The sequence below is a fragment of the Caldovatus aquaticus genome (assembly GCF_019458025.1).
In the GTDB taxonomy this organism is placed as follows: domain Bacteria; phylum Pseudomonadota; class Alphaproteobacteria; order Acetobacterales; family Acetobacteraceae; genus Caldovatus; species Caldovatus aquaticus.
In genome coordinates this window covers 63,815-87,627 of record NZ_JAHZUY010000003.1, presented here as the reverse complement: position 1 = coordinate 87,627, position 23,813 = coordinate 63,815, and the positions used below count along the sequence as shown (strand labels likewise).

The following is a 23,813-nucleotide window of genomic DNA, read 5'->3' as shown; positions in this document are numbered from 1 at the left end:
GCGGTGGAAAGGCATTGGCATCCGGCCGCGCCGGCCCGATCCTGTCGCCATGCCGCGCCGCCTCGCCCGCATCGCCGCCCTCGCCGTCCTGCTCGCCGCGGGCGGCACCTGCGCGCAGGTGCCGCCCCCCGCGGGAGTGGTACGCTCCGAGGCCGCGGACTTCCGCGTCGAGGTCTTCGCCGCCGGGCTCGAGCGCCCATGGGGCGGCGCCTTTTTGCCGGACGGGCGGCTGCTGGTGACGGAGCGGCCAGGGCGGCTGCGCCTGATCGGGACGAACGGGCGCGTCTCCGCCCCGCTCGCCGGGACGCCGGCCGTGGAGACGGGCGGACAGGGCGGGCTGCTCGACATCGCCCTGGCGCCGGACTTTCCCGACTCGCGCGCGCTGTTCCTCTGCCACGCCGCGCGGGTGGAGGGCGGAGCGCTGACGCGGCTCACCCGCGCGCGGCTGTCGGAGGACGCGACGGCGCTCGAGGCGGTCCGCACGGTGCTGGACGCGACGCCGGCGCAGGCGCGGGGGCGCAACCACTTCGGCTGCCGCATGGCCTTCTCTCCCGACGGAGGGCGATACCTGTTCCTCTCCACCGGCGACCGCTACGTGGAGATGGGGCGGGCGCAGCGCCTCGACGACCTGGCAGGCAAGGTGCTGCGCCTCACGCGCAACGGCCGCGTGCCGCCGGACAACCCCTTCGCCGGACGCGGCGACGCGCGGGGGGAGATCTGGTCCTACGGCCACCGCAACCCGCAGGGCCTCGCCTTCCAGCCGGGCACGGGGCTGCTGTGGGCCTCCGAGTTCGGCCCGCGCGGCGGGGACGAGCTGAACATCATCCGCCGCGGCGCGAATTACGGCTGGCCGCTGGTGACGCACGGGGTGAACTACGACGGCTCGGTCATCTCCGAACGGCGGAGCGAGCCGGGGATGGAGGACCCGGTGCGGGTCTGGACGCCGGTGATCAGCCCCTCGGGCATCGCGTTCTATGACGGCGCGGCGTTTCCCTCCTGGCGCGGCAATCTGTTCGTCGCCGCGCTCAACCGCCCGGCCCTGGTGCGGCTGACCATCCAGGACGGCCGGGTGACGGGCGAGGAGCGACTCTTGCCGGGGCTGGCGCGGCTGCGCCAGGTCCTGGTCGGGCCTGAGGGGTTTCTCTACCTGCTGACCGACGAACCGGCGGGACGGGTGCTGCGGCTGCGGCCGGCGTGAGGAGGCCGCGCGCCGGACCGCCGCAGGGGGCCGGCGCAGCGCGATTGAGTGCCTTGGGCCGGTGCGCTATCGGGCGTGGCATGGGCCGCGGGCCGGAGACTTCGGCCTGGTCGCGCCCCGGCGGCGCCGACCCGCCCGCGCCGGGTTAGCACAGCGGTAGTGCGGCGGTTTTGTAAACCGAAGGTCGGGGGTTCGAATCCCTCACCCGGCATCGTCCGAAAGCGCCTATGTCTCAAAGGCTTGAGCGCCACGGGACGGCGGTTTCCGCTACGGCCGGCCGGCCCGCTTTCGGGCGCTGCTACGGGATTTGCTACGGGGGGCTGCATCGGCCCACAGGGAGGCGCCTCAGCCTGGCGCCTGCCGCAGCCAGCGCACGTAGCCCTCGGTGGTCTGCACCGTGGCGTGGCCGAGATGGCGCGACACCTCGAAGATCGGCAGCCCGCGCTGCAGCGCGCGGATGCCCCAGGTGTGGCGCAGGTCGTGGCAGCGGAAGGGGCGGAAGGCGGCCGGGCCACACCGACGAAACCCGCCGCCCTCCGCCCCGGTCGCCGCGAACTGCTCCCCGCAAGTGACCAGCTTGCGGAAGTTCGTGGCGACGTTCCTGTAGCGGTCCGGGGTCGGCTTCCCATCCGGGCCGCGCTTCCCCTCCCGGTGCCAGAACACATAGGAGAGCCGCGGATGCCGCGGAAGGGCGCGCAGCATGGCGACGGTGCGCGGCGAGAGCTGGATCACCCGCGGGCTGCGGGTCTTGGTCCGCGCGAAGGTGACGGTGCCGCGCGCGAGGTCCACGTCCTGCCATTCGAGGCTCGCCGCCTCCTCCTGGCGGCAGCCGGTGCGGGCGAGGAAGCGGATCAGCGCGGCGAAAGCGGGGGTGCAGCGGCGCAGCACGAAGGCGAGGTCGCGCAGCCGCACCGGGCGGATCGCCTCGCGCAGCTCCTTGATCTCCTCGAGCTCGGCGAGCGCCGGGTTCTCGCCGCTGACCCAGCCCGCCCGCTTCGCCGCGCGCCAGACCAGACTCACCGCGGTGAGGTCGCGCCGCACGGTGGCCGGCGTCACGCCGTCTTCGAGCCGCTCGGCCACGTAGTCGTTGAGCAGGGCCTGGGTGATCGCGGCGAGCGGCCGGCCTTTCAGGTGCGCCTCGACCTGGGCGAGCGAGCAGAGATACCGCTTCGCCGTGCTCGCCCGCTTGCCGGGCAGGTGGGTCTGCGACCAGCGCACCACCGCGTCCTCCCACACCCGGGCCTCGGCCTCCGGGGCGGGGGGCGGGCTCAGGCCGGCGCGTTCGCGCTCGGCCTGGCGCCGGATCTCCTTGAGCCGCTTGCGAGCCTCCCGCTCATCAGCCGTGCGTAGGCTTCGCCAGACGTCGCGGCCTCGGACCTGGAGGCGCGCATACCAGACCCCGTTGCGGAGAAGGAGGTTGCGCGCGGCGGAGGACACGGGGGCGGGGGGTCGGTGTTGCGGGGACCGCTGGTCTGGCGGCTGAGGTATTCGTGCACGAGTCGCACGGTGGTTGTCCAGAGCTTGCCCACCCTGGCGGCCCTGAGCTCGCCGCGCTGGCACAGGCGCCGCACCGTGCGCGGCGAGACGCCGAGCAGGGCGGCGGCCTCCCGGATCTGGATGCGGCGGTCCATGCTCAGGCGTGCCCCGCCGGCTCGCCGATGGGATCGGCGGCGGCCTCAGCCGCGTCCTGCCGCAGCGTTGCCCAGGCGTTGTTGATGACCTGGCCGAGCAGTATGGTGGGCAGATTGAGCGTGACGAAGCGCCGGTCCTCGTCGCCGTCCGCCTCCGCCGCGACAGCGATGGACAAGGCGGCGAGGTGGTGGATGAGCAGCATAATGGCGCTGGCGCCGTCGAGCTCGGCGAGCAGGGCGCGCAGCCTTGGTAGCGCGGCTTTGATCTGCTCAGGGTCCGCCCGCCGCATCATCTCGCGCGCGGCGATCATCGTGCGTCGGAGGTTCTCGGCGGCGCGCGCCGGATCGTCGGGGAACCGGTTCATCGGCCGGTGCTCCCGAAGCCGCCCACCCCGCGCCAGGTGCTGGGCAGGCTCTCGACCAGCTCGACCACGGGCGTCTCGATGCGCTCGATGATGAGCTGGGCGATGCGCTCGCCGTGCTGGATTTCCACGGCCCGATGGTGGTCGTGGTTGGCAAGGATCACCATGATCTCGCCGCGGTAGTCGGCGTCCACGACGCCGCCGAGCACGTCGAGGCCGCGGATGGCGAGCCCCGAGCGCGGGGCGATGCGGCCGTAGCAGCCCTCGGGGATGGCGAGGGCGATGCCGGTCGGCACCGTCACCCGCTGCCCCGGTGGGATGAGGCAGGGCGGGGCGTCGGTCCCACCCTGCCGCAGGTCGGCGTGCAGGTCGTAGCCGGCGGCGCCGGCGCTGGCGCGGAACGGCAGCCGCGCGGTGTCACTCAGCCGTTTCACGGGCATGCGCATCGGGGTTCTCCTTGGGGCGGAAGGCGAAGAGGCCGCAGCCGAAATCGGCGGCGGTGATCTGCTCTAGGGCGCGGCAGGCGCCGAGGCTGTTGCCGCGCAGCACGACGGCGCCGGGCTGCCAGTGGCGGCAGAAGGCGCAGTCCCAGGTGGGGCCGCAGGGCGGACGCGGCGGCGGCTGGTCTGATGGCGGTCGGTCTGACACGCCGGGCTCTCCCTGAGGGTGGTGGCGCTGATGAAGCCCGCATCGAGCAGGGCGAGGGCGTAGCGCCGGGCCGCCGTGTGCAGGGCGGTCCGGTGCGCGGGCGAGCAGAAGCGCGCGGCGTAGAGGCCGCGGCTCTGCGGCGGCAGGGCGCGGCCGCACCACAGGCAGGCCGCGATCATGGCAGAGGCTCACCGTGCGGGCCGACCGGGCGGACGGCGACGCGCGGCTCGCGCTGCATGTCGAGCGCCGCTTGCAGCTGGATCTTCACGACCCGGGCGCCGTCCCTCATCACGGCCTGGACGGCGAGCAGCGTGTGCAGCGCCGCCTTCATGCGGGCCATCGAGCGGTCGGCCTCGGCCTGCTTCATCCGCCCGCTCGCGACGAAGCGGGGGAAGGCGCGCTCGCGCAGGGCGAGCTCGCGCTTCAGCTCGGCGATCTGCTCGTCCAGCGTCGGCGTGGTCATGGCCTCTCGTCCTTCGGGCCGAGGAAGCCATGCCAGCGGATGTTGAGGCTGGCCCCATCCTCCCCTTCCGTGACCTCGGCCTCCGGTGTGAGGCGGATGTGCAGGTCGCCGTCGCGCCACTCGGCCTCGATCACCGGGCCGAGCCGCTTCATCAGGGCGACGAAGGTTGCCGCCCGCTCGACCCGCATGGCGTATTCCACCGCCTCGGGGATGCTCTCCAGGAGCGCCTCGGGCGTCGGTCCCCGGAGGCAGGCGAGGAAGTTGCGGCACTCGGCCTCGGTCCAGCCGGTCATCTCGCCCATGGCCGCGAGAGCGGCTTCGATCGGGTTCTCGCGCTCAGGCATCGGTGTCTCCTCGTTTCCACACGCGCACGCCGCGCCGGCCGCGTTCCACGCATTGCGAGGTCGCCACCTGGCCGGCGCCGAGCAGGCGGTTGGCGACCACGGCGATGCGCGTCTGCCAGCGCGCCAGCGCCACGTCCTCCGGGCAGGGGAGGAAGAACGACTGCCCGGGGGCGAGCGCGCGCAGCGCGGCGCGGATGCGGTCGTTCTCCTCCCGCGCCGCCACCCGGGCGGGCAGCGGCAGGTCCTCCTCGAAGGCGACCTCAGAAGGGATGCTCATGCTGCACCTCGCTTTCAGAGTGGTGCTCGCCTTCGTGACAGGCGACGCAGAGCCAGCGCACGTCGAGCGGCCGGGTGTAGTCGTCGTGGTGTCCATGCAGGCGCCCACTGGCGCCGCATTGCTCGCAGGCCTTCGGGCGCATCACTCGCCCGTCACGCAGCGCATTTCCGAGCGCGATGTGTGCGGCGCGCTTCTCGGGGTGGCGCTCCTCGTAGCGGACCTTCGCCCGCTGTGCCGCCGCGCGGCCTTTGGGCGTCTGGCGGTAGGCGGCATAGGCCGCGAGCCGCTTCTCGCGCTCGCGTGGGTAGCGCATCCGGTCGCGTTCGCGGTGGCCGTCGAGGTTCTCGGCGCGGCGCCGCTGCATCGCCTGTTTGTGGCAGGCGGCGCAGCGCGAAGTGACGCTCGTATAGAACGGCGCCGTCTCTGGCGTGGCGCCGCAGAGCTTGCAGGAAGCCATGTCGTCGCAGCCCTAAAAGGGGATTTCGTCGTCCCACCCGTCGCTGCTGCCGCTGCCCTCGCCGCCGGCGTCGCGCGCGGCCTGGCGGCCGCCGCCGCCGCCGGTGCTCCCGCCGCCGCTGCCGTTCCTGCCGTCGAGCAGGATCAGCTCGGCGCCGTAGCCCTGCACCACCACCTCGGTCGTGTAGCGCTCGACGCCATCCTTCTCCCACGAGCGGGTGCGGAGCTGGCCGCGCACGTAGAGGCGACTGCCCTTCCGCGCATACTTCTCGGCGACGTCGGCGAGCGGGCCCCAGATGACCACGGTGTGCCACTCGGTCCGCTCCTGGCGCTCGCCGGCCTTGTCCTTCCAGCTCTCGCTGGTGGCGAGGCGGAGGTTCGCGACCTTGTTGCCCGACTGCGTGGTGCGGATCTCGGGGTCGCGGCCGAGGTGTCCGATCAGCTGCACGCTGTTGAGGCTGCCTGCCATCGTGTGCGCTCCGGGCGGGTCGCGCCCGGCCTCCTATCGGTGTTGCGAAGCCCCGGCTCCCGCCTTGCCCTTGTCCTCACGCGGCGCCTGGCGCCGCGGCCTCGACTGGGTTTGCCCACTGCCACGGCCTGGCTACCTGCGGGGGCCGGCTGCCGTGGCTTAGGGAGGTCGGGTTGGTGTTCGGGCCGGCCGGGGTCGGCCGTAGGTAGTCGAGGACCGGCCCCCTAGTTCGCTGCGCGCTCCGTCGCCGCCTGGCCGAGCGGCGTGTCGGCGAGCATCCCGAGCGCGGCCATGATCTGGTCGGCCTCCATCTCCACCGCCTCGCGCCGGTCCCGCTCCTCGGCGGTCTCGAGCTGGCGGGCGGCGACCATGGCGATCGCCTTCGGCGAGAAGCCGGCGCTCTTGGCCTCGGCCTTCACCTCGGCGATCTGGATGGCGAGCTCCTGCTTCTCGGCCAGCAGCCGCGCCAGGCGCTCGACGTAGCCCTTCGCCATCGTCTCGCGGTTGCTGATGGGCGGCGCCCCCGCCTCGGCCTTCTTCCGGCCGCGCTTCCTCTCCGCGCCGGCGACGGCGGGCACGCTGCCGCCCACCGGCACCAGCGTGCCCTTGCCGCCGCTCGGCGGTAGGATCTCACTTTCCATGTCGATCTGCTCCTTGGGTTCAGGCGACAGCGCTCTCGCGCTGCCGTTCCAGCGCGCCGACGCGCTGCTGCGCGTCGCGCACCGCGGCGCCGAGCGTAGCCTCCACGTCGGCGAGGCCGTGCCTCTTGAGCATCGGGCGGAGCGCGATCGCCTCGCCGCGCAGGCGCGTCACCTCGGCCAGCGTCTCGGCCCTGGCGAGCTCGTCCGCGATCTCCTGCGCCCGGCGCCGGGCCTCGGCCGCGCCCTCGGCCGCCGCCGCCTGGTCGAGCGCGCGCTGCTGCTGCTCGCTCTCGGCGGCGCGGTCGTTGACGTACTTGTTGTCGTCCCAGAGCCCGAGATGCACGTCGGCGGCGAAGCCGATGTGGCTGGCGGCCTTGCTGATCGCGTCGGTGAGGCTCTTCTTCCAGGCCTCCTCGTCGGTCTCGAAGCGGCCGGGCTGGCGCTTCTCCGGGTTCGGCCGACGCCAGAGCACATAGGTCGTCTGCCCGACCTGCTCGAACTCGGCCCGCTTCGCCTGGCCCGTGAAGTTGTCGAGGTCGGCGGGCCGGCCGTTCGGGTAGTACCAGAAGCGGATGCGGGTGCGCTGGACGCTCTCGTGCCCGAGGAGCTTGCCGTCCTCGTAGACCGGCGCGCCCGGCACGACGTCGTCGCTCAGGACCTCGTATCCCCAGCCCCAGCCGACCGGGCCGAAGGCCTGGGTCAGCCGCATGACCAGGTAGGTGCCGTTGATCGCGGAGCCGCGGAACCCGCCGCCGCGTGTGAAGGGCCTGACCACTGGCCTGCCCTCGAAGCTCGGGTCGGTCGGCATCTCGCGCAGCCACAGCGCGAGGTTCGGGTTCGTTCGGTCGAAGGGCATGGGCGTCTCCGTCGTGGCGTTGGGGAAGGGGCGCCCGCCCGTCCGCAGGAGGTGGCAGACGGGCGGGCGTGGGGCGAGGCGTGATGGGGGAGGCGCCCCGCCCCGGAGGTCAGGCGGCCTCGGCCTCGTCGGCCTCGTCGTCCTCGTCGTCGTCGGCGCGCGCGAGCTGTGCCTCGGCGCGGAGGCGCTCGCGCAGCGCGGCGCGCTTCTCCTCCTCCGCCTCGGCGGCGGCGCGCTCCTCCTCGGTGGCGCAGAGGTGGCCGAGCGTGTTGGCGGCCACCTGCAGCTCCCAGCGGATGAGGCCGGCGTTGTCGCTCTTGTCGCGGCCCAGGGCCTGGTCGTGGACCAGGACCTGGTAGGCGAACATGCGGAGCGCGGCGGCGATCGCCCGGCGGGCGGTCTCGGTCGGCAGCAGGCCGTGCGCCGTCAGCGCCGCCTCGATGATGGCCGGGGCGGCGGTGCTGACGGAGGCCGGGAGGCGGCTGCCGTAGGTGCCGGCGTCCACGAACACGGGCAGCAGGTTCGGCTTGGGCATGTCGGTGTGTCCCTCTCAGGTCAGGAGGTTGTCGGCCGTCTCGGGGATGCACGCCGGAGCGACGGCCAGGGGCCGCCGGCGTGGTGTCGGGACCGGGAAGGGCGGGAGCGTCGGCGGCTCCGTGCCCTGCTCGATGTGCAGCGCGAGGAGATCGAGGCGGTCGAGGATCTCGGCCTGCAGCACGTCATCCTCCTCCACCACCACGGCCTCCCACTTCGGGGTGCGCCAGAGGACGGAGACGACGGCGGCAGGGGCGCCGAGGCAGAGCATCTGCGCCTGCAACTGCGGCGCCTCGCGCGCGATCAGCGCGGGCAGCGTCATGTGCGGGGAGGTCGTCTTGGCCTCCCAGGGCAGCCACGTGCCGCCGATCTCCACCATGCCGTCGAGGGTGGCGTGCAGCGGGTAGCTGCGATGCCGCACCCGCTGCTGCTGGCCCTGCACGCGCAGGCCGGTGCGGCGGGTGAACCACTCCTCGTGCAGCGGTTCGAGGGCGGCGCCGATCAGCAGCGCGAGTTCGAGGTTGTCCTCGCTGACGCGCACGGCGCCCTTCGCGCGCAGGGCGGCGGCGGAGGCGGCGGCGGTCTCGGCCGGGGTGGGCCGGGGGCGCTCGCCGCGCACCATGGCGGCGAGGTGCGGCAGGTCGCCGGCGATCAGCGCCTTGGCGTCGGAGGCGCCGATGGACCAGGCCCAGGGGTTGGTGCTCATCGCCGCTCAAGCCCCTGGCGGCAGCGGGCGATCGCCGCCTTGAGCGGCGGCAGCAGGTAGCCGCGGCTGCGCATGAGCGGCCGGGCCTGGATGTCCGGGTGGAACAGCCGGGCCATCAGCTCATCGAGCTGCGCGGCGATGAAGTCGAGGTCGAGCGCGAGATGCGCGGCCAGCGCCTCCGGGTTTGTGCGGCGCGGCGGCACCGTGTCGTTGGCCGCGGTCGGCGTGTGGGCATCCATGGTCGGTGGCTCCCTGACTGGCACGATCATGTCTGCAAAAACGCAGACATGCAAGGGCATAAGTGCGTTATTCCTGCATCATCGCAGGATCGTGGGCATGGGCCGGGCGCGCCCGCGCACGGGCGAGCTGCTCCGGCGAGAGGTGGGCCGGGCGGACCGGGCGGGACGGCGGCGCCGTGGCCGGCGTCGCCGCCGGCGCCGGCGGCGCATCGGCGAGGCGCAGCGTCGCCGCGAGCCCCTGCGCCACCCGCTCGGCCGCCGCCTCGCGGTCGGCGGCGATCTCCGCCTGGCGCCAGTCCTCCTCGACCCGCCACGCCCACCACCGCCGCGCCGCCTGCACCTTGGCGAGCAGCAGCCGGCGCTTGGCGAGCTCGCGCTCCACCGCCTGGCGCACCTTGGCGACCGAGGGCCGGAACTCCTCCTCGTCCACGAGACGGGCGATGACCTTGGGCAGCAGGTCGCGCGGACAGGCGGCAAGGCGCATCGCCACCTGCTCGGCGTAGGTCGGGCTGGATGCGTCCTTCTGCGGCCAGCTCTCGATCAGCACCCCGGCCGCCGCCGCCGCCGCGTCCATCCCCTCGCCCGTCACCGGATCGGCGCAGGGCAGCAGCGCCCGGGCCAGCTCCAGCTCCATCACCGCCAGCACGTCGTCGCCCGGCAGGTCGAGGTGCACCGGGTCGTGGGCGTCGGGGCGGAGGTGCGGGTAGAGCCCCCAGGTCGGGTCCATGTCCCGCAGCCGGTGCGCATGGGCGGCGGTCACTGGCGTCACCGCCCGGTGGTCGTGCCGGGCGGCGATCAGCTCGTTCATGCGGTCCTCCTCTTGGCCTGGGCCTCGGCGATGATCTCCCTGAGCCGCCGGATGCCCGCGCTCTCCGGCCGGCCGGCCGGCGGCGGAGCCGCCGCCCGCGCCCCGGACGGGGCGGCGGCGGAGCCGGCGGCCAGGCGGCGTTCCTCCGCCCAGGCCTGCGCCTTCTCGCACCAGACGCGGAACGCGCCCTGCCAGTCGGACTTGAGCTTCCCCTTGCCCTTGCCCTCCAGCCAGTAGAGCCGGAAGGCCGAGAGCTCCCGGCTCGCGTCCACCAGCGGGTAGTGCTCGCGGATGTGGGCGAGCAGCCGCTCGCTCGGGGCGAAATCGGGGGGAAGGGAGGTCGGCACTCGCTTCGCCTTGCCGGGTGCTCCCTTCCCCCCTGCACCCCCCTTCTTCTCCTCCACCACAGAGGAATTCTCTCTGGGAGCAGAATTAGGGGGGGTATGGGGGGGACCGGCGGCCGCCTCGGGCGGCGCCGGCAAGTCGTTGATTTCGTTGGGGGCGGATCGGTCATTCTGACCGACGGTCATTCTGACCGACGGCCGATTTGACCGACGGTCAATCTGGCCGCCCGGTCCGGGCACCTGCACCGCCCAGGCCGTGCCGCCCCCAGGCAGCTTGACCGGCGTGGCGAGCCCGGCGTCGGCGAGCTCGGCGAGCGCCCGGCGCATCGTCTTGTCGGCCAGTCCCACCACCGAGCGCAGCGCGCGGAGGGAGGCGCGGGCCAGGCCGTCGCCGGCGAGGCAGGACGCCAGCGCCATCCAGGCGAGCTTCGCCGCTGGGCTGACGTCGGGCCGGGCCAGCAGCTCGGCGGGCACGGCCAGCGGCAGGCGCGCCGCCAGGCGTGGCATCATCGTCTGCTCCTCGGCTTGACCAGCTGGACCTCGATGCCGTGTACGGCACGCATCAGGGCGATGCGCAGCACGGCGTCCCGGGTCATGTGACCCTTCACGTCCTCGACCACCGTGGTCCCGGCGCGGCAGTCGAAGTAGAGGAAATCCGCCGTGTAGCGGACCTTGCGGCCGCCGATGGTCAGCGGCACGCCGTTGATCGGGAAGTGCCAGGCGGGCTGGCAGGTCAGGCCGCGGATCTCGCCCGCCGCCTCAAGGTGCCGCAGCTCCTCGTAGCGGTCCCGCTCGGCCTTGCTGGCAAAGCGGCGGCCGTCTCGCGACTCGGCCCGCTCGGAGCCGAACTTAGAGGGGCGACGGTGAGCCCGAAGCCGAGCACGCCCGCCCAGATCGCCAGCAGCCAGGCGCTCGGCCTGCGCACGCCGCATTCCCATTTCGACAGCAGCCCCCGGGTGATGCCGATGCGCGCTTCCAGCTCTTCCTGCGACAGCCCACGGCGCCGCCGCTCGGCGATCAGCGCCTCGATGGCCGTCTGCAACTCGGGCGCGAGTCCAGGCACCCCTCTCTACCTCGCCTTCGCGCGCTTTCCTGCGATGGATCGCGTTTCTGTTGACAGCCCGGCGGAGATGCCGGAACTGTCAACGCACAGAGCATGAGCCTGCGATATCGCAGGACGCAAGGGGAAAGAATGGGCGAGATCGTGCGTCTCCGGGCGCCGGGCGGACGGCATGTGTCGGACGACGCCGAGACCGTGCGGCGGCTGCAGGCCTGGATGCGGCGGGCGATGGCCAACCACCACCCGCCGCTGTCGGCGGAAGCGTGGGCGAACAAGGCGGGGGTGGCCGGCACCTCGATCACCCGCTTCCTGAAGCACGGCTACCCCGTGCCCAAGACCAGCACGCTGGCGAAGCTGGCGGCGGCGATCGGGCTGCAGCCCCCGGACCTGGTGCTCTCCGCCGACGCCCGGCCCTTCATTGACATCCCCGTCATCGTTCCCGCATTGTTCCGCAGCGGAGGGTTGGAACGGGCGGTGCGGTCATCGGTCGAAGTCACACGCGCGCCGGCGAAGTTCGCCGGCTGCGTCGCCGTGCGGATCACGACGGGCACGGGCATCCTCGCCGGCATCCTGCCGGGCGACCTGGTGGTGGTGGATCCCGGCACCGAGATGGAGCCGGGGGATCTGGTCGTGGTCGCGCTCGACACCGGCGACGCCGCCGTCTATCGGGTGCAGGAACCCTGGCTGGTGCCGGCCACCGTCGAGCAGGTGCCGCCGCTGCGCATCGGCGAGGCGCACGTGATCGGCGTCGCCGTGCAGGTGCAGCGGGAGCTGCCCCGGCAGGGCCGCTAGGCCGCCTCGTCCACCGCCTCGTCGTCGTTCTCCCAGCCGTCCACCTCGTCGGCGCACGGGTTCTGCGCCTCGTCGTTGCCGGCGATCCAGCCGCACTCGCAGCTCTCCCGCCCGGCCGCCTTGCCGCACCCGTCGTCGGCGGCGGAGATGTCGGCCTGCCAGCGGTAGGGCAGGCGGATCGCCGCCGAGCAGGCAAGCACCGGCAGGTCGGCCGGCGTCAGCGTCACCATCCCCTCCTTCGTGCCGAGCATGCGGACGATGTGGTTCTTGAGCTCCTTCTGCGTGTTGAAGCCGGGCAGCGAGCGCGCCGTCCGCACCGCCTCGAGCGCGTCCCGCTTCAGCTGATCAAGCCCCTCCCGGTTCAGCGTCAGCCGCGGCTCGACCGCCAGCCCCATGCCGATCCGCTCGACCAGCGCCAGCGGCACGTCGGTCTCGGCATAGCGGTTCGTCGTGGCCTGGCCGATCGCCCAGCCGAGCAGCTCCACCGCCGCCGCATTGATCCGCTCGATCCGGTCCTCGCTGTTGCAGTCGATCGCCCCGTCCCCGCCGACCAGCAGCCGGTTCATCGCCGGCGTCGTGACGCCGAGCTTGTGGCGCAGCAGCAGCAGGGCAATCAGCAGCAGGTCGTGCGAGCCGAGCCCGACCAGCCCGGCCTTCACCGCCTCACGCTTCGCCACCTCGACCAGATGCATCCCCTTCTCGGTCAGCATCCCGGCCTCGGCGTCCCGCCCGTCGGTCCGGCCCGTGGTGCGGGTGTTCACCTTCCCGCCGGCGCCGGCCTCCGCCGTCGCCGGTGCGCCGTCGCCCGCCTTCTTCGTCGGCTTCTTGCGGTAGAGCGCCAGGTCCGCCCGGCCGTCCCAGAGGATCTTGCCGACCGCTACCCACTCGCCCCGCTCCGCCTTCTTCATGGACTTGGCGGCGCCGATCGGCCGGCTTTCCCAGGTGCAGCCCGGGGGGTGGGCGGAGGCGTCGGTCAGCGTCGTCGTCTCGACGCCGAGCTTCGCCACCGTCGCCAGCTTCGCCTCGATGGCGGCGAGCTGCAGCCGGCGGAAGGCGATGACGTCATGGAAGTAGCCGGGGTGGTCGGCCGGATCGAACAGATCCCGGGCCCAGCCCGCCTCGGCCTTCGCCTCCTCCGTCATCTCGAAGATGGCGTGCTCGTAGGGGATGCGCTTGACCTCGAGCGCCTGCGCGATGGACCACCACTGCGCGCTCCTCTCCCCCTTGCGCGGCCCCTTCTGCTTCCAGACCGCCAGCACCTTGTCGGGCTCGGCCTGGCAGATGACCCGCAGGTAGCGGACCTCGGGCACGTCGCCCTGCTCACGGATCCACTGCACGATCGGCTCGGGCAGCTGCGCCATCTGGATCAGCTGCCGCACCCGATGCGCCGTGAGGTTGAAGGCCAGGCCGATCGCCTCCGGCTGCCAGCCCTCCTTCGCCAGCCGGTTCACGGCGAGCCACACGTCCACGGGCGTCATGTCCGAGCGCACCGTGTTCTCGGCCAGCTGGATCGCCGTCGCCTCGCCCTCGGCGAGCTCCTCCCGCACGTCGCAGGGCACGGTCTGCAGCCCGGCGATGCGCGCCGCCGTCAGCCTCCGGTTGCCGGCCACCACCCGCCAGAGGATCGGGTTGTTCTCGGCGTCAAGCCGCGGCTCGCCCGTCATCGTCCTCGGCGCCGGCCGCACGATGAGCGGCTGCAGGACGCCGAGCGCCCGCACGCTGGCGAGCAGCTGGTCGTCCGCCTCCTTGCTCGCCCCCCACACCCGCACGTTCTCGGGGTCGGGCTCGATCTCCAGGGTCGGAATGCTGCGGATCATTCGGTCCTCTCCTCTGCGCCGGCGTCGCCGGCGACGATCTCCTGCGTGATGGCGTAGGGTTCGCCGAGCTCCCGGTGCGCCCGCCGCTGCGCCTGCAGCGCCCGGAAGAATTCGTCGAGCCCGACGATCCTCTCGTTGGTGTCGGGATGCACCGCACCGCCACGCACCGGGTCGTGCGTGACGGTGCAGTGGCGGTTGCGGAATGTGGTGATCGGTCGGCGCATGTCCCTCCTCAGGCAGCCGCCGGCAGCGCGGGCGGGTCCCCATCCGGATCGCCCGGCGATCCGGATGGGAGCCCGGGCGCCGCCGGTCCGTCGTCGTCGGGCGGCATCCCCAAGAGCCACTCGATCTTGCGCGAGAGCTCCTCGACGCGCGCCTGCACGGCGGCGCGCTGCGGCGAGCCCCACGGCAGGCCGTTCCGCTCGCGCAGCGCCGCCGTCAAGTCGTGCACGAGCGCGTCGATCTGCTCCTGCACGAGCGCATAGGTGTCGGTCATGTCGGTGTTCCTCCTTCCGCCCTGGTCAGCGGTTCGCCGGACGGCCCGCCGCCGCCCGCACCCGGGACGGGGGCGGCGGCGGGGCGGCCGGCGGTTTCCGTCGGGCCGTCGCAGGCCTCTTTCGTCTCGGCGAGCCCCCGCGCGAGCGTGTTGGGCCTGGTCTCGATCGGCGCCGGCGAGACGCCGGCGCGTCGGATTTTCCGCGCGGCCACGCAATGCATCGTCGGCCGCCAGCCGCCTTTGTTCGTGGACGGAGCCCGGCCGCCCTTCCCCTTTTCGCGGCGCCGCCGAGCTGCTGTGCGCCACCGCCGCCCGCCAATGCGACCAGCCTGGCCGTGCGCCTGCGCGTCACGGCCTGGCGTGATCCGGGTGCCGCATGAGGGACGGCATTCTCCTCAGGCTGGCGCCCGTTTCTGGGGGGTCCAGGGGGGCGAAGCCCCCCTGGTCGCGCTGGGAGGGGGGGTGGAAGCGGCGCCAGGCCGGCGCCGGATCCGGCGCAACGACGAAGGGGACCGGGGCCTGGGCCCCGATCCCCTCTCGGTCGGTCAGTCGAAGATCGCCATCGCAGCGGCGGCGGCCTCCGCCGAGGTGGCGACGGGGCGAGCTGCGCCCGAGTAGGGCTTCCAGTCCTCGCCGACGATGTTCAGGTAGGCGGTGGCCGCGGCCTCGGCCATCACGCGCGCGGTCATGGCGCGCAGGCCGAACCGGGCGGCCTTCTCGCGCGCCCGCTCCTGGGCCGAGGCAAGGCCCCAGATCGCGTCGCGGTCGCCCTCCGACATGCTGGCGATCTGGGCGGTGATGGCGCGCGCGTCGCTCACCGCATCGCTGTAGAGCTGGCCGGTCTTGCAGGCGTCGGCGACGATCGCCGCCACCACGCGGCCGAGCAGGAAGCGCGCGCCGTCCTCGCCGGCCGCGTCCGCCAGCGCGTGCAGGGCGCTGTGCGTCCGCTCGGTGACGAGATCGGCGTGGCCGTCGCCCGGCGCCTCGACGCCGGCCACGGTGGCGTAGGACTGCGCCCGCATGGGCGACCAGGCGGGGCAGAGGAGCGCCGCGCGCTCCAGCGTGTCCGGCGTGCGGACGCCGGGCGCGAAGGTCTTGACCGGAGCAACCTTCGGTGACTTCTTCGTGGCAGCCTGAGCCATGATGCGTTCTCCATCTGGTTCGGGTCAGGCCCCGCTCGGTGTTCCAGCACCGGACGGGGCCGCTTCTTCGGGGAGTTGATCTCCCTCTTCGCATTGCCTCCCTCTCCTCAGGGGGTTCCCGAGGAGAGGGAGGGGCCGGACCTGGGGTGTTTCGGCGCGCCCAGCCACGTAGGCATTCCCTCGACGCTCACCCGCCGGCTCGCCGGGGGGCATCCGCTCCGCGTAAGCCCGCCCGGCGTGGGGCCGCGCAGCCTGAGCCGCACGCCGCCCGGTCGAGGCCGCGCAGCGGGACCGGAGCCGCGCGCAGCCACGCGCAGCGCAGCGAGCATGGCGAGCACGGCGAGGACCAACGCCTCGACCGGGTGGACCGGCTCAGGCAAGCATCAGGCCCGTTGCCGGGCGGGCGCGGAGCGGACGCCTGCGCCGACGCCGGGTGAGAGGGTGCGGGGATGCCGGCGCAGGCCGGGCGCGATGCGCCACCAGGTCCGGCCCGTGCCTCGGGCAGCTCCCGCTTCCTTCCTCCTCGCCTCGATCGGCCATGTGCGTTGACAGGAGCGGCGTCCTACCGTCCCACTCCACGCGCGCGCGGCCATGAGCACCGACCTCATCCCACACTCCCCACCGGAGGAGACGGAGGATCTCCCCTGCCTCCCCGGCCTCACCCCCATGCAGTCGGCCTTCGTCCGCTGCTACGTCCAGCACGGCGACGGCAACGCCACCCGCGCCGCCCTCGCCGCCGGCTACGCAAGCTCCTCCGCCCACGCCGTGGGGTATCGCCTGCTCCGGAAGCCGGAAGTGCTGGATGCTATCCACCGCCTGACGCTACAGGCCGTTGGCGCCTCTGCCCCGCAGGCCTTGCGGACGATGGTGAAGCTGCTCGAGCACCCGAGCGGGTATGTCAGGCAGCAGGCCGCTGCGGATCTCCTCGACCGAGCGGGCTTCAAGCCGCCCGACAAGCACCAGCACCTGGTCGCGGGTCAGGTCTCGATCCGCATTGACCTGGGGGACTGAGCCGGTCCTGCTCCGCCCCGCCTGATCTGCATTCGTCCGCCTCCGCATCCGACACCGGGGGTGCTGATCCGCGAAGGCCCCCCGGAAAATCCGGGCGCGCGCGGGGGAGAGGACCCCCGCCGATATGTTGGCCGCCTACAGCCGCTTGCTGTGCGTGGCGCTGCTTTGCCTGGATGGGCCAGGGGTGTTCTGGTCTTGCTGGGAGAGGGGTGGCGTGGATGGCCGACTTCGCGCGGATCGAGCGGTATGAGGCGCTGCGGGCGCGGCTGCGGGACCTGGTGGAGCGGGGGTTTCACCACAATCTGGCTGCGGCCACGGACCTGGATGAGCTTGAGCGTGCGCTCGGGCGGCTTGAGGCCGTGGTGGCTGTGGTGCCGGGGCGGGTGGTGTCGGCGCCGGTGATGGCCGAGGCCGCGCCGTCGCCGCCGCCGCCGCCGAAGCCCGTCGCGAAGCCCGTCGTGGCGAAGGTGGCGAAGAAGGTGCAGAGGCGTCCCGCGGCGCGCCCGAAGCCGGCGGCCCCGAAGGCGCCGCCCGCCGAGCGGGGGGCGGAGGGGGCGCCGGGGGAGGTGTCGTGACGGTGCTCCGCGAGGGGGTGTGGGACGGCGCGGAGATCAGCATCGAGGAGCTGCGCCGCGAGGCCTGCGAGATCGCGGGGCAGAGCCTCTCGCTGACCATCTGCCAGGTGGGGGCGGGTGACAGTTACGCGGTGCATCTCGGCAATGGGCATCGGTTGGTGCGGCTGGTGTGTTCGGCGGCGCGGGTGCATCCGGTGGTGCGGCGGCTGGCCGAGGCGCTGCGCGACCGGCCCTATGTGGACCCGGTCGCCCCGCCGCAGGACGGGCTTGCGTCGGATTACTGGTGGCGCGAGGTGCCGCTGGCGACGGCGAAGGCGGCGCGCGACTGGGTGCGCTGGCGGCTGCTCGCCGACCCCTCGCAGAGCGACCTGGCGATGGACCGCTTCATCGCCTCGCTCGATCCGCCGAAGCGCGAGGAGCTGCTGCGGCGGGCGGTGAACGGGCTCGGCCCGGAGGGCTTCTGATGCGCCGCCGCCCCCTGCGCGTGATCGCCGGCGGTCCCTCGCGCGAGGTCGCGGGCATGGTGGCCGGCACCATCGCCAGGCTGCGCCGCGGCGATTGCCGGGCCATGGCCGTCGTGCTCGTGCGCGCCGATGGATCGGTGGAGGCCGGCTATGCCGGGCATCGGGACGGGCATTTCTTCCGCCTGTCCGGCGGCATGACCGACCTGCTGCACCGCCTGCACCGGGAACGCTGATGGGCTTCGCGCTACACTACCGGCCGCCCGGCCCGGTGGCGCGCGACTTCCTGCGGCACCGGCCGGCGGCGGCGGGCGAGGAGCTGCCGATTGACGGCATCGTCGGGCCGATCGGCTCCGGCAAGACCGGCTCCTGCATCATGCGGATGTTCCTGCACGCGACCGAGCAGCCGCCGGGGGCGGACGGCTGGCGGCGCTCGCGCTGGGTGGTGGTGCGCAACACCAACCCGATGTTGGAGACGACGACCATCCCGAGCGTGCTCGACTGGTTCCCGGAGAGCGTGTTCGGCCGGTTCAACTGGTCGCCGCCCTACAGCTACATGATCCGGCTGCCGGAGGCGCGGATCGAGTTGGAGCTGTGGTTCATCCCGCTGGACCGGCCGGAGCAGGTGCGCAACCTGCTCTCGATGGAGGTGACGGGCGCCTGGGTGAACGAGGCGCGCGAGGTGCCGCGCGAGATCCTGATCGGGCTCAGGCGCCGCTGCGGCCGCTACCCCTCGCTGCGCTCGGGGGCGAAGCCGGGCTGGGCCGGGGTGATCTTCGACACCAACGCGCCCGAGGACGACCTGCACTACCTCGCGCTCTGGGCCGGGTGGAGCGAGCCGCCGGACTGGATGGACCCGATGACGCGCCAGCTCATGGCGCGGCCCGAGGGGGTGACGATCTTCGTGCAGCCGCCGGGGCTGTTCCCGGTGCGCGACGAGCGCGGCCGGGTGGTGCGCTTCGACGACAACCCGGCGGCCGAGAACCTGCAGAACCTCCGGCCCGGCTACTACCGGGCGCAGCTCTCCGGCTCGACGGTGGACGAGGTGCTGAACCTCATCTGTGTCGAGGTGCGCAAGGGCCAGGCGGCGCGGCCGGTGCATCCTCAGTTCCACCGCGAGACGCATGTGGCGCCGCGCCCCATCGGCTGGGACCCGCAGGCGCGGAGCTGCCTGATCGGCATGGACTTCGCGCGCAACCCGGCGACCGTGCTGGCGCAGGAGGTGGGCGGGCAGCTCCGCTTCGTGCGCGAGTGGATCGGCCAGAACATCTCGGTGGAGATGTTCGTCCGCAACCACGTCGTGCCGGCGCTCAACGCCGAATACCCCGGCTGGGCCGAGCATCTGCGGGGGTGGGGGGATCCTTCGGGCGGCAACCGCACGGGCGGCGACGACAGCACCGCCTTCACGCACGCGCGCAAGGAGGGGCTGCCGCTGGTCAGGGCCTGGACCAACGACCCGGACGAGCGGCGGGCCGCGCTCGAGCGGCGGCTGACGCGGATGGTGGACGGGGCGCCGGCGGCGATCTTCTGCCCGAGGGGGTGCCCGACGCTGATCAGCGGGCTGGCGGGGGGCTTCCGCTACCGGCGCATCCAGGTCGAGGGGACGCTGGACCGCTACGCCGAGGAGGTGGAGAAGAACATCTACTCGCACATCTGCGAGGCGGCCGAGTATCTGGTGCTGGGGCTCGACCGGCGCGGCGTGCGCGGCGCGGAGGAGCAGCGGCGGGCGGCGGCGCGCGGGCCGGGGACGCCGAACGGGCGGACCCGGGTGGACCCGCTGGCGATGGCGCGCCTGTCGGGCCGCCTGCGCGGGTGGCGGGGGGCGGAGCCGCGACCGTGAGGTGGCGGATCGGCTTCCTCGCCGCGGCAGAGCCGGCGACGGGGTGGTGGCAGCGGCTGCTGCGGCCCGGCTACGCCCATGTCTGGGCGTCGCGGCGGCTCTGGCGCGGGCTGTGGCTGTGGGCCGAGTGGACGCCGGAGCGGATCATCCTCGGCGTCTGCGGCCCCGACCTGGTGAGGCGGGCGAGCGTGGCGGCGCATGAGGTGCTGGTGTTCGACGCCGGCGTGGCGGGCGAGCCGCGCCGGTGGCGCCTGGCCTGGCCGCACCTGCTCGACTGCGTGACGCTGGTGGCGGACACGGTGGGGGTGCGGGTGCCGCCCTGGTGCACGCCCTGGCGTCTGCGCTGTGCGTTGCGCCGGCGCGGCGCCTTCCCGCTTCGTCGGCCTGGTCGCGGAGGGGTGCCGGCATGAGCATGAGGCGGATGTTCGGGATCAAGGCGCCGCGGATGCCGGCGCCGTCGCAGGAGGAGCTGCAGGCGCAGCAGGAGCAGCGCGCCGAGCTTGAGCGGCAGCGGCGGCTGGCGGCCGAGGAGGAGGCGCGGCTGGCGGCCGAGCGCGAGCGCGAGGAGCAGCTGCGCGCGGCCAACCGCGTCGGCGCGCGCTCGCTGCTCTCGGGCGACTGGCAGGGCTTCCGCCGCGGCGGCGACCTGGGGGCGGCCTGATGGCGGAGCCATCGCGCCAGGTGCGCGCGAGCTTCGAGCTCGCGCAGCGCCTCCGCCAGCCCTGGGAGGGGCGGTGGCAGCGCCTGATCGACGTCGCCATGCCCTACCGCACCCCCTTCACCGGGGGGCTCGCGCCGCGGCACGGGCAGAACACGGCGAGCGTCTATGACGAGACCGGCATGGTCGGCATCGAGGAGTTCGCCGGCCGGCTGGTTGGCGGCATCGTGCCGGACGGGGTGGAGTGGGCGCGCTTCGACACCGACCCCGGCCTGCCCGACCCGGTGCGCGCTGGCGTGGCCGAGGTGCAGGCGGAGCTGTTCCTGCAGCTCAGCCGGAGCAATTTCGCCCCCGAGGTGTTCGACGGCTTCAAGGACCTCGCGGGGTTCGGCAACGTCTGCCTCAAGGTGGTGCCGGGCGACTGGGCGCAGCCGCTGCGTTTCCAGGCGATCCCGCTGGCCGATGCCTGGGTGACGCCTGGGCCGGACGGCACCATCGCCGACATCCACGTGCGCTACCGGGTGCCGGGCTACGTGGTGCGGGCGCAGTATCCGAACGCCGAGCTGCCGCGCGACCTCGGCGGGGTTGGCGGCGCCGACAACGTGGCGGTGATCGATAGCTGGATCCGGGACCTCGACAGCCCGACTGAACGCTGGCTGCGCCAGGTGCATGTCGAGGGCAAGCACCTGCTGGTCGCCAAGGTGGAGACCGGGCGCGGGAGCTGCTGCTACGTCTTCGGGCGGTGGAGCAAGGCGGCCGGCGAGCTCTACGGGGTCGGCCAGGGGATGCAGGCGCTGCCCGCGATCGAGGTGGTGAACGAGGCGGTGCGGCTGATCCTGGCGCACGGCGAGATGGCGCTCTCCGGGATGTGGCAGGCCGAGGACGACGGGGTGCTGAACCCGTGGAGCGTGCAGCTCGCCCCCGGTGCCATCATCCCGATCGCGCCGGGGAGCCGGGGGCTGCAGCCGCTCACCCTGCCGAGCACCCGGCTCGACATCGGCCAGATCGTCTTGGAGGAGCAGCGGCACGCGATCCGCAAGGCGCTGTTCAACGAGACGATCACGCCGCGCACCGCCGACACCCCGCCGACCGCGCTGGAGATCCGCCAGCGGATGCAGGAGCTGGCGCGCCAGATCGGCCCCGCCTACGGGCGGGTGTGGCACGAGGTGGTGGTGCCGCTGCTGCTGCGCATCCTGCGGGTGCTGACCGAGCAGGGGCGGATCGTCATGCCGGAGGTGGACGGGCGGCGGGTGCGGATCGCCCCGGCCTCGACCCTGGTGCGCTCGGCGCGCACCGAGGAGGTGGCGCGGATCAACGAGTGGCTCGGGGCGATCGCGCAGCTCTACGGCCCGGCGGCGGTGCAGACGCTGGTGCCGGCCGAGCGCTACATGCGGATCACCGCCGACCGGCTCGACATTCCGGCCAACCTGCCGTTCTCGTCCGAGGAGATCAGCCAGAACGCGCAGGCGGCCGGGCAGCTGCTCGCCCAGGCCGGGCAGGGCGGCGCGGAGGCGGCGGCGATGGCGCCGCTGCTCGCCGCGCTCGGGGCGCGCGCCGCATGACGCCCGAGGAGCGGATCGACCGCGCCTGCTTCGAGCTGATGACGGCCGAGGACCTGGCGCCCTTGCGGCTGTGGTGGGAGCGCGAGGCGCTGCGCTCCGTGCTCCCGCCCGGCCCCGTGGACCCGAACCGCCTGCTGATGCTGCAGGGCGACCGTGAGCGCTTCCTCGCGGTCATGGCCCGCGCCGAGCGGCACCGGCGGCGGATGCAGCAGAAGGAACCGACCTGACCATGCACCCCTTCCCTTGGCGCTTCCCCTTCGTGCACGAAACCGCCGATCCGCCTGCGGGGGGCGGCGGGGGTGGTGAACCGGCGGCCGCGCCGGAGGCGGCGGCGGGCCCCCATTCGGATCGCGGGGGCGATCCGAATGGGACCCGGGCGCCGGCCGCGCCGGACTGGCTCCATGCGGCGCCGGAGCGGCCCGACTGGCTGCCCGAGACCTTCTACGACCCGGAGCGGAAGGGCATCCGCGTGGATGCGCTGGCGAACAGCTACCGCGAGCTGCAGGGGCGGTTCAGCCAGAAGAACGAGACGCTCAAGGCCGAGGTCCTGAAGGAGCTGCGGGCCGGCGTGCCCGAGACCCCGGAGGGCTACAGCTTCGAGATCCCGAAGGAGCTGGTGCCGGAGGGCTTCGAGGTGCAGCAGCCGCCGGCCGACGACCCGCTGCTCGGCGAGGCGCGCAAGGTGCTGCACGAGCTCGGTGCGAAGCCCGAGCAGTGGCGGCGCCTGATCGGCGCCTTCGTGCGCTGGCAGGTGGCGCAGGCGCCGGACCTCGAGGCCGAGCGGCAGAAGATCGGCGAGGGGGCGGAGGAGCGCATCGCCGCGGTGGACATGTGGCTCGCCCGCCAGCTCCCCGAGGAGCAGTATCGGGCGCTGATGGGCGCGGCGACCAGCGCGCCCTTCGTGCTCGCCATGGAGAGCCTGATGCGCAAGGCCACGGGGGGCGCGGCCGGCGGGCTCCCGGCCGGCCTGCCCGGCGGGGGCGAGGGGCAGATGACCGGGGAGAAGGCGCGCGAGCTGATGCGCCACCCCGACTACAACCATCCGGAGAAGGGCGAGCCGATGCGCCGGGCGGTCTATGAGTTCCTCAAGGCGGGCGGGCAGATCCCGCGCACGCTCCACCGCCCGAGCATCTGACCTCTGTGCGTGGAACCGGCGGGCCGCGAGGCGCTAGACGCGCCTCCGGCCCCGCCGCGCGCCGCCCGGCCCCCGCTCAGGGACAAGCCGCGGCCGGCGAACGGGGGACAAGCCACGGCTCATCCCGCCTCCGGCGGAGATCCCCATGTCGCAGACCTCCGACGCAATCTTCATCCAGCAGTTCGAGGCCGAGCTGTTCGAGGCCTTCCAGAACCAGGGCGGTGCGATGCGCGGCCGGCTCCGCCGCAAGACCGGCGTGGTCGGCACCCGCACGCACTTCCCGAAGATCGGCCTCGCCCCGGCGGCGCAGCCGAAGAGCCGCAACGGCAAGGTGCCGCTGCTCGACATCGTGCGCGACCGGGTGCAGTGCGACCTCGCCGACTACTACGGCGCGGACATGATCGACAGCCTCGACGAGCTCAAGACCAACGTGGACGAGAAGGCCGCGGTGCAGCGCGCCATCAGCATGTCGCTCGCCCGCACCGAGGACGACATCGCCCTCGCGGCGCTCGCCACCACCACCAACGCGGCGAACAACCTCGCCACCGACGACGCCTGGACCTCGGACGCGGTGCCGCGCTCGGTGCTGCAGACCTTCGGCCAGAACGAGGCGATCGCCGGCGGGCAGATGCACGCCCTCATCACCTGGAAGGCGTGGAACGACGCCCTGTCGCTCAACACCTTCATCCACGCCGACTACGGCGGCGACCCGCAGCTCACGGTCGAGGGCCAGCGCCCGAAGATGTGGTTCGGCTTCGCCTACGCGCCGTTCTCGCGCCTGCCGACCCACATCTCGGGCTCGAAGCTGAACCTGTGGTGGAACGCCTCGGCGGCGGCGGTCGCGGTCGGCCAGGAGATCACCAGCGAGGTCGCCCGCCTGCCCGACTACGACGCCACCTTCATGATGGGGAAGATGCGCATGGGCGCCGCCCTCATCGAGAGCCTCGGCGTCATCGCCCGGCGCTACGCGAACTGAGGAGGGCCGCACCATGGCGCTCACCCCCAACAGCCTGACGGTGCTCTCGATCGGCGCCACCCGGCCGAACGGCCAGGCCGGCGCGCGGCGCAAGCTGCACCTCTACACCTCGGACGACACGCACGCCACGGTCAGCGGCGCCGGCTACTTCAGCGCGCTCTACCAGCGGCTGAACCCCGGCGACATCATCCTCGCCGCGCTCGACCTCGGCGGCACGCCGCAGCTCCGCGCCTACATCGTCACCGCGAGCTCGGCGAGTAGCGTCAGCATCGCCCAGATCACCACGGTCTGAGCGTTCCCCTGCCGGGCGGG

Annotated in this window: 36 protein-coding genes, 1 tRNA gene and 1 pseudogene; 15 read left to right on the top strand and 23 right to left on the bottom strand. The window is 73.4% G+C overall.

Annotation, left to right across the window (positions count from 1 at the left end):
- Positions 1-49 precede the first annotated feature (49 nt).
- Positions 50-1,198, top strand: coding sequence for a PQQ-dependent sugar dehydrogenase (locus tag K1J50_RS02370; protein ID WP_220115830.1), 1,149 nt, complete (start codon positions 50-52; stop codon positions 1,196-1,198).
- Positions 1,199-1,337: 139 nt separating this feature from the next.
- Positions 1,338-1,409, top strand: a tRNA-Thr gene (locus tag K1J50_RS02365).
- Positions 1,410-1,543: 134 nt separating this feature from the next.
- On the opposite strand, the gene K1J50_RS19505 is transcribed toward K1J50_RS02365, so the two are convergent.
- From K1J50_RS19505 to K1J50_RS19495, 19 genes and pseudogenes are all read right to left on the bottom strand, one after another.
- Positions 1,544-2,434 (bottom strand): tyrosine-type recombinase/integrase, encoded by an 891-nt coding sequence (locus K1J50_RS19505; protein WP_220115829.1) that lies wholly within the window; start codon positions 2,432-2,434, stop codon positions 1,544-1,546.
- Positions 2,435-2,466: 32 nt separating this feature from the next.
- Positions 2,467-2,829 (bottom strand): helix-turn-helix domain-containing protein, encoded by a 363-nt coding sequence (locus K1J50_RS19500; RefSeq protein WP_220115828.1) that lies wholly within the window; start codon positions 2,827-2,829, stop codon positions 2,467-2,469.
- A gap of 2 nt (positions 2,830-2,831) precedes the next feature.
- Positions 2,832-3,194, bottom strand: a complete 363-nt coding sequence (locus tag K1J50_RS02350) for a hypothetical protein (protein ID WP_220115827.1) — start codon at positions 3,192-3,194, stop codon at positions 2,832-2,834.
- Positions 3,191-3,637, bottom strand: coding sequence for a dUTP diphosphatase (dut, locus tag K1J50_RS02345; protein WP_220115826.1), 447 nt, complete (start codon positions 3,635-3,637; stop codon positions 3,191-3,193). The genes K1J50_RS02350 and dut overlap by 4 nt, the downstream gene beginning before the upstream one ends.
- Entirely contained in the window at positions 3,609-3,839 is a 231-nt protein-coding gene (locus K1J50_RS02340) for a hypothetical protein (RefSeq protein WP_220115825.1), read from the bottom strand. Before K1J50_RS02340 ends, dut begins: the two co-directional genes overlap by 29 nt.
- A gap of 175 nt (positions 3,840-4,014) precedes the next feature.
- Positions 4,015-4,302, bottom strand: coding sequence for a hypothetical protein (locus K1J50_RS02335; protein ID WP_220115824.1), 288 nt, complete (start codon positions 4,300-4,302; stop codon positions 4,015-4,017).
- Positions 4,299-4,646 carry a hypothetical protein gene (locus K1J50_RS02330; protein WP_220115823.1) on the bottom strand — a complete coding sequence of 116 codons (348 nt, stop codon included), beginning with the start codon at positions 4,644-4,646 and terminating at the stop codon, positions 4,299-4,301. Before K1J50_RS02330 ends, K1J50_RS02335 begins: the two co-directional genes overlap by 4 nt.
- On the bottom strand, positions 4,639-4,923 hold the full coding sequence (locus K1J50_RS02325; RefSeq protein WP_220115822.1) for a hypothetical protein: 285 nt from the start codon (positions 4,921-4,923) through the stop codon (positions 4,639-4,641). The genes K1J50_RS02330 and K1J50_RS02325 overlap by 8 nt, the downstream gene beginning before the upstream one ends.
- Positions 4,907-5,380 carry a hypothetical protein gene (locus K1J50_RS02320; RefSeq protein ID WP_220115821.1) on the bottom strand — a complete coding sequence of 158 codons (474 nt, stop codon included), beginning with the start codon at positions 5,378-5,380 and terminating at the stop codon, positions 4,907-4,909. The genes K1J50_RS02325 and K1J50_RS02320 overlap by 17 nt, the downstream gene beginning before the upstream one ends.
- Before the next feature lie 12 nt (positions 5,381-5,392).
- Positions 5,393-5,848 (bottom strand): single-stranded DNA-binding protein, encoded by a 456-nt coding sequence (locus tag K1J50_RS02315; RefSeq protein ID WP_220115820.1) that lies wholly within the window; start codon positions 5,846-5,848, stop codon positions 5,393-5,395.
- Positions 5,849-6,072: 224 nt separating this feature from the next.
- Positions 6,073-6,489 (bottom strand): GapR family DNA-binding domain-containing protein, encoded by a 417-nt coding sequence (locus tag K1J50_RS02310; protein WP_220115819.1) that lies wholly within the window; start codon positions 6,487-6,489, stop codon positions 6,073-6,075.
- A gap of 19 nt (positions 6,490-6,508) precedes the next feature.
- Positions 6,509-7,345 carry a hypothetical protein gene (locus K1J50_RS02305; protein WP_220115818.1) on the bottom strand — a complete coding sequence of 279 codons (837 nt, stop codon included), beginning with the start codon at positions 7,343-7,345 and terminating at the stop codon, positions 6,509-6,511.
- Between the two features lie 109 nt (positions 7,346-7,454).
- Positions 7,455-7,880, bottom strand: coding sequence for a hypothetical protein (locus K1J50_RS02300; protein WP_220115817.1), 426 nt, complete (start codon positions 7,878-7,880; stop codon positions 7,455-7,457).
- Between the two features lie 15 nt (positions 7,881-7,895).
- Positions 7,896-8,585 carry a hypothetical protein gene (locus K1J50_RS02295; RefSeq protein WP_220115816.1) on the bottom strand — a complete coding sequence of 230 codons (690 nt, stop codon included), beginning with the start codon at positions 8,583-8,585 and terminating at the stop codon, positions 7,896-7,898.
- Positions 8,582-8,824, bottom strand: coding sequence for a hypothetical protein (locus K1J50_RS02290; protein ID WP_220115815.1), 243 nt, complete (start codon positions 8,822-8,824; stop codon positions 8,582-8,584). The genes K1J50_RS02295 and K1J50_RS02290 overlap by 4 nt, the downstream gene beginning before the upstream one ends.
- Positions 8,825-8,891: 67 nt before the next feature.
- On the bottom strand, positions 8,892-9,632 hold the full coding sequence (locus tag K1J50_RS02285) for a hypothetical protein (protein WP_220115814.1): 741 nt from the start codon (positions 9,630-9,632) through the stop codon (positions 8,892-8,894).
- Entirely contained in the window at positions 9,629-10,486 is an 858-nt protein-coding gene (locus tag K1J50_RS02280; protein ID WP_220115813.1) for a helix-turn-helix domain-containing protein, read from the bottom strand. The genes K1J50_RS02285 and K1J50_RS02280 overlap by 4 nt, the downstream gene beginning before the upstream one ends.
- Complete coding sequence (locus tag K1J50_RS02275; protein ID WP_220115812.1) at positions 10,483-10,908, bottom strand: DUF1064 domain-containing protein; 426 nt, start codon at positions 10,906-10,908, stop codon at positions 10,483-10,485. Before K1J50_RS02275 ends, K1J50_RS02280 begins: the two co-directional genes overlap by 4 nt.
- Positions 10,905-11,039: pseudogene (locus K1J50_RS19495) on the bottom strand (helix-turn-helix domain-containing protein); the annotation flags it as partial. The pseudogene K1J50_RS19495 and the gene K1J50_RS02275, both read right to left, overlap by 4 nt.
- Before the next feature lie 129 nt (positions 11,040-11,168).
- Between K1J50_RS19495 and K1J50_RS02270 the strand changes: the two are divergent.
- On the top strand, positions 11,169-11,828 hold the full coding sequence (locus K1J50_RS02270) for a LexA family protein (RefSeq protein WP_220115811.1): 660 nt from the start codon (positions 11,169-11,171) through the stop codon (positions 11,826-11,828).
- Here K1J50_RS02270 and K1J50_RS02265 read toward each other — a convergent pair.
- From K1J50_RS02265 to K1J50_RS02250, 4 genes are all read right to left on the bottom strand, one after another.
- On the bottom strand, positions 11,825-13,645 hold the full coding sequence (locus K1J50_RS02265; RefSeq protein WP_220115810.1) for a ParB/RepB/Spo0J family partition protein: 1,821 nt from the start codon (positions 13,643-13,645) through the stop codon (positions 11,825-11,827). The two genes, K1J50_RS02270 and K1J50_RS02265, sit on opposite strands and share 4 nt — an antisense overlap.
- Positions 13,642-13,869, bottom strand: a complete 228-nt coding sequence (locus K1J50_RS02260; protein WP_220115809.1) for a hypothetical protein — start codon at positions 13,867-13,869, stop codon at positions 13,642-13,644. Before K1J50_RS02260 ends, K1J50_RS02265 begins: the two co-directional genes overlap by 4 nt.
- An 8-nt stretch (positions 13,870-13,877) precedes the next feature.
- Entirely contained in the window at positions 13,878-14,141 is a 264-nt protein-coding gene (locus K1J50_RS02255; RefSeq protein WP_220115808.1) for a hypothetical protein, read from the bottom strand.
- Between the two features lie 545 nt (positions 14,142-14,686).
- Positions 14,687-15,283 carry a hypothetical protein gene (locus tag K1J50_RS02250; protein WP_220115807.1) on the bottom strand — a complete coding sequence of 199 codons (597 nt, stop codon included), beginning with the start codon at positions 15,281-15,283 and terminating at the stop codon, positions 14,687-14,689.
- Between the two features lie 591 nt (positions 15,284-15,874).
- On the opposite strand from K1J50_RS02250, the gene K1J50_RS02245 reads away from it, so the two are divergent.
- From K1J50_RS02245 to K1J50_RS02190, 12 genes are all read left to right on the top strand, one after another.
- Positions 15,875-16,294, top strand: coding sequence for a terminase small subunit (locus K1J50_RS02245; protein ID WP_220115806.1), 420 nt, complete (start codon positions 15,875-15,877; stop codon positions 16,292-16,294).
- Between the two features lie 218 nt (positions 16,295-16,512).
- A complete protein-coding gene (locus K1J50_RS02240; RefSeq protein ID WP_220115805.1) occupies positions 16,513-16,869 on the top strand; it encodes a hypothetical protein in 357 nt (118 codons plus the stop codon).
- A complete protein-coding gene (locus tag K1J50_RS02235) occupies positions 16,866-17,333 on the top strand; it encodes a hypothetical protein (RefSeq protein WP_220115804.1) in 468 nt (155 codons plus the stop codon). The genes K1J50_RS02240 and K1J50_RS02235 overlap by 4 nt, the downstream gene beginning before the upstream one ends.
- Positions 17,333-17,566, top strand: a complete 234-nt coding sequence (locus tag K1J50_RS02230; RefSeq protein ID WP_220115803.1) for a hypothetical protein — start codon at positions 17,333-17,335, stop codon at positions 17,564-17,566. The genes K1J50_RS02235 and K1J50_RS02230 overlap by 1 nt, the downstream gene beginning before the upstream one ends.
- Positions 17,566-19,170: a DUF721 domain-containing protein gene (locus K1J50_RS02225; RefSeq protein ID WP_220115802.1), complete on the top strand. Its 1,605-nt coding sequence runs from the start codon at positions 17,566-17,568 to the stop codon at positions 19,168-19,170. The genes K1J50_RS02230 and K1J50_RS02225 overlap by 1 nt, the downstream gene beginning before the upstream one ends.
- Positions 19,167-19,580 carry a hypothetical protein gene (locus tag K1J50_RS02220; protein ID WP_220115801.1) on the top strand — a complete coding sequence of 138 codons (414 nt, stop codon included), beginning with the start codon at positions 19,167-19,169 and terminating at the stop codon, positions 19,578-19,580. Before K1J50_RS02225 ends, K1J50_RS02220 begins: the two co-directional genes overlap by 4 nt.
- On the top strand, positions 19,577-19,831 hold the full coding sequence (locus K1J50_RS02215) for a hypothetical protein (RefSeq protein WP_220115800.1): 255 nt from the start codon (positions 19,577-19,579) through the stop codon (positions 19,829-19,831). The genes K1J50_RS02220 and K1J50_RS02215 overlap by 4 nt, the downstream gene beginning before the upstream one ends.
- Positions 19,831-21,390, top strand: coding sequence for a portal protein (locus K1J50_RS02210; protein ID WP_220115799.1), 1,560 nt, complete (start codon positions 19,831-19,833; stop codon positions 21,388-21,390). The genes K1J50_RS02215 and K1J50_RS02210 overlap by 1 nt, the downstream gene beginning before the upstream one ends.
- Positions 21,387-21,617 carry a hypothetical protein gene (locus K1J50_RS02205; RefSeq protein WP_220115798.1) on the top strand — a complete coding sequence of 77 codons (231 nt, stop codon included), beginning with the start codon at positions 21,387-21,389 and terminating at the stop codon, positions 21,615-21,617. Before K1J50_RS02210 ends, K1J50_RS02205 begins: the two co-directional genes overlap by 4 nt.
- 2 nt (positions 21,618-21,619) lie before the next feature.
- A complete protein-coding gene (locus K1J50_RS02200) occupies positions 21,620-22,525 on the top strand; it encodes a hypothetical protein (protein WP_220115797.1) in 906 nt (301 codons plus the stop codon).
- A 145-nt stretch (positions 22,526-22,670) separates the two neighbouring features.
- Positions 22,671-23,501 (top strand): phage capsid protein, encoded by an 831-nt coding sequence (locus K1J50_RS02195; protein ID WP_220115796.1) that lies wholly within the window; start codon positions 22,671-22,673, stop codon positions 23,499-23,501.
- A gap of 13 nt (positions 23,502-23,514) precedes the next feature.
- Positions 23,515-23,793: a hypothetical protein gene (locus K1J50_RS02190; protein ID WP_220115795.1), complete on the top strand. Its 279-nt coding sequence runs from the start codon at positions 23,515-23,517 to the stop codon at positions 23,791-23,793.
- The last annotated feature ends 20 nt before the right edge of the window (positions 23,794-23,813 follow it).

Bases quoted from the DNA above. Each gene is read 5' to 3' on its own strand.
- K1J50_RS02270 (WP_220115811.1), top strand. From the start codon at position 11,169: ATGGGCGAGATCGTGCGTCTCCGGGCGCCGGGCGGACGGCATGTGTCG.
- K1J50_RS02255 (WP_220115808.1), bottom strand. From the start codon at position 14,141: ATGACCGACACCTATGCGCTCGTGCAGGAGCAGATCGACGCGCTCGTG.
- K1J50_RS02200 (WP_220115797.1), top strand. From the start codon at position 21,620: ATGCACCCCTTCCCTTGGCGCTTCCCCTTCGTGCACGAAACCGCCGAT.
- K1J50_RS02195 (WP_220115796.1), top strand. From the start codon at position 22,671: ATGTCGCAGACCTCCGACGCAATCTTCATCCAGCAGTTCGAGGCCGAG.
- K1J50_RS02295 (WP_220115816.1), bottom strand. From the start codon at position 8,585: ATGAGCACCAACCCCTGGGCCTGGTCCATCGGCGCCTCCGACGCCAAG.
- dut (WP_220115826.1), bottom strand. From the start codon at position 3,637: ATGCGCATGCCCGTGAAACGGCTGAGTGACACCGCGCGGCTGCCGTTC.
- K1J50_RS02280 (WP_220115813.1), bottom strand. From the start codon at position 10,486: ATGATGCCACGCCTGGCGGCGCGCCTGCCGCTGGCCGTGCCCGCCGAG.
- K1J50_RS02190 (WP_220115795.1), top strand. From the start codon at position 23,515: ATGGCGCTCACCCCCAACAGCCTGACGGTGCTCTCGATCGGCGCCACC.
- K1J50_RS02215 (WP_220115800.1), top strand. From the start codon at position 19,577: ATGAGCATGAGGCGGATGTTCGGGATCAAGGCGCCGCGGATGCCGGCG.
- K1J50_RS02275 (WP_220115812.1), bottom strand. From the start codon at position 10,908: ATGCGGCGTGCGCAGGCCGAGCGCCTGGCTGCTGGCGATCTGGGCGGG.
- K1J50_RS02260 (WP_220115809.1), bottom strand. From the start codon at position 13,869: ATGCGCCGACCGATCACCACATTCCGCAACCGCCACTGCACCGTCACG.
- K1J50_RS02245 (WP_220115806.1), top strand. From the start codon at position 15,875: ATGAGCACCGACCTCATCCCACACTCCCCACCGGAGGAGACGGAGGAT.
- K1J50_RS02350 (WP_220115827.1), bottom strand. From the start codon at position 3,194: ATGAACCGGTTCCCCGACGATCCGGCGCGCGCCGCCGAGAACCTCCGA.
- K1J50_RS02240 (WP_220115805.1), top strand. From the start codon at position 16,513: ATGGCCGACTTCGCGCGGATCGAGCGGTATGAGGCGCTGCGGGCGCGG.
- K1J50_RS02290 (WP_220115815.1), bottom strand. From the start codon at position 8,824: ATGGATGCCCACACGCCGACCGCGGCCAACGACACGGTGCCGCCGCGC.
- K1J50_RS02250 (WP_220115807.1), bottom strand. From the start codon at position 15,283: ATGGCTCAGGCTGCCACGAAGAAGTCACCGAAGGTTGCTCCGGTCAAG.
- K1J50_RS02320 (WP_220115821.1), bottom strand. From the start codon at position 5,380: ATGGCTTCCTGCAAGCTCTGCGGCGCCACGCCAGAGACGGCGCCGTTC.
- K1J50_RS02370 (WP_220115830.1), top strand. From the start codon at position 50: ATGCCGCGCCGCCTCGCCCGCATCGCCGCCCTCGCCGTCCTGCTCGCC.
- K1J50_RS02305 (WP_220115818.1), bottom strand. From the start codon at position 7,345: ATGCCCTTCGACCGAACGAACCCGAACCTCGCGCTGTGGCTGCGCGAG.
- K1J50_RS02210 (WP_220115799.1), top strand. From the start codon at position 19,831: ATGGCGGAGCCATCGCGCCAGGTGCGCGCGAGCTTCGAGCTCGCGCAG.
- K1J50_RS02230 (WP_220115803.1), top strand. From the start codon at position 17,333: ATGCGCCGCCGCCCCCTGCGCGTGATCGCCGGCGGTCCCTCGCGCGAG.
- K1J50_RS19500 (WP_220115828.1), bottom strand. From the start codon at position 2,829: ATGGACCGCCGCATCCAGATCCGGGAGGCCGCCGCCCTGCTCGGCGTC.
- K1J50_RS02285 (WP_220115814.1), bottom strand. From the start codon at position 9,632: ATGAACGAGCTGATCGCCGCCCGGCACGACCACCGGGCGGTGACGCCA.
- K1J50_RS02330 (WP_220115823.1), bottom strand. From the start codon at position 4,646: ATGCCTGAGCGCGAGAACCCGATCGAAGCCGCTCTCGCGGCCATGGGC.
- K1J50_RS02225 (WP_220115802.1), top strand. From the start codon at position 17,566: ATGGGCTTCGCGCTACACTACCGGCCGCCCGGCCCGGTGGCGCGCGAC.
- K1J50_RS02205 (WP_220115798.1), top strand. From the start codon at position 21,387: ATGACGCCCGAGGAGCGGATCGACCGCGCCTGCTTCGAGCTGATGACG.
- K1J50_RS02335 (WP_220115824.1), bottom strand. From the start codon at position 4,302: ATGACCACGCCGACGCTGGACGAGCAGATCGCCGAGCTGAAGCGCGAG.
- K1J50_RS02300 (WP_220115817.1), bottom strand. From the start codon at position 7,880: ATGCCCAAGCCGAACCTGCTGCCCGTGTTCGTGGACGCCGGCACCTAC.
- K1J50_RS02325 (WP_220115822.1), bottom strand. From the start codon at position 4,923: ATGAGCATCCCTTCTGAGGTCGCCTTCGAGGAGGACCTGCCGCTGCCC.
- K1J50_RS02315 (WP_220115820.1), bottom strand. From the start codon at position 5,848: ATGGCAGGCAGCCTCAACAGCGTGCAGCTGATCGGACACCTCGGCCGC.
- K1J50_RS02310 (WP_220115819.1), bottom strand. From the start codon at position 6,489: ATGGAAAGTGAGATCCTACCGCCGAGCGGCGGCAAGGGCACGCTGGTG.
- K1J50_RS02265 (WP_220115810.1), bottom strand. From the start codon at position 13,645: ATGATCCGCAGCATTCCGACCCTGGAGATCGAGCCCGACCCCGAGAAC.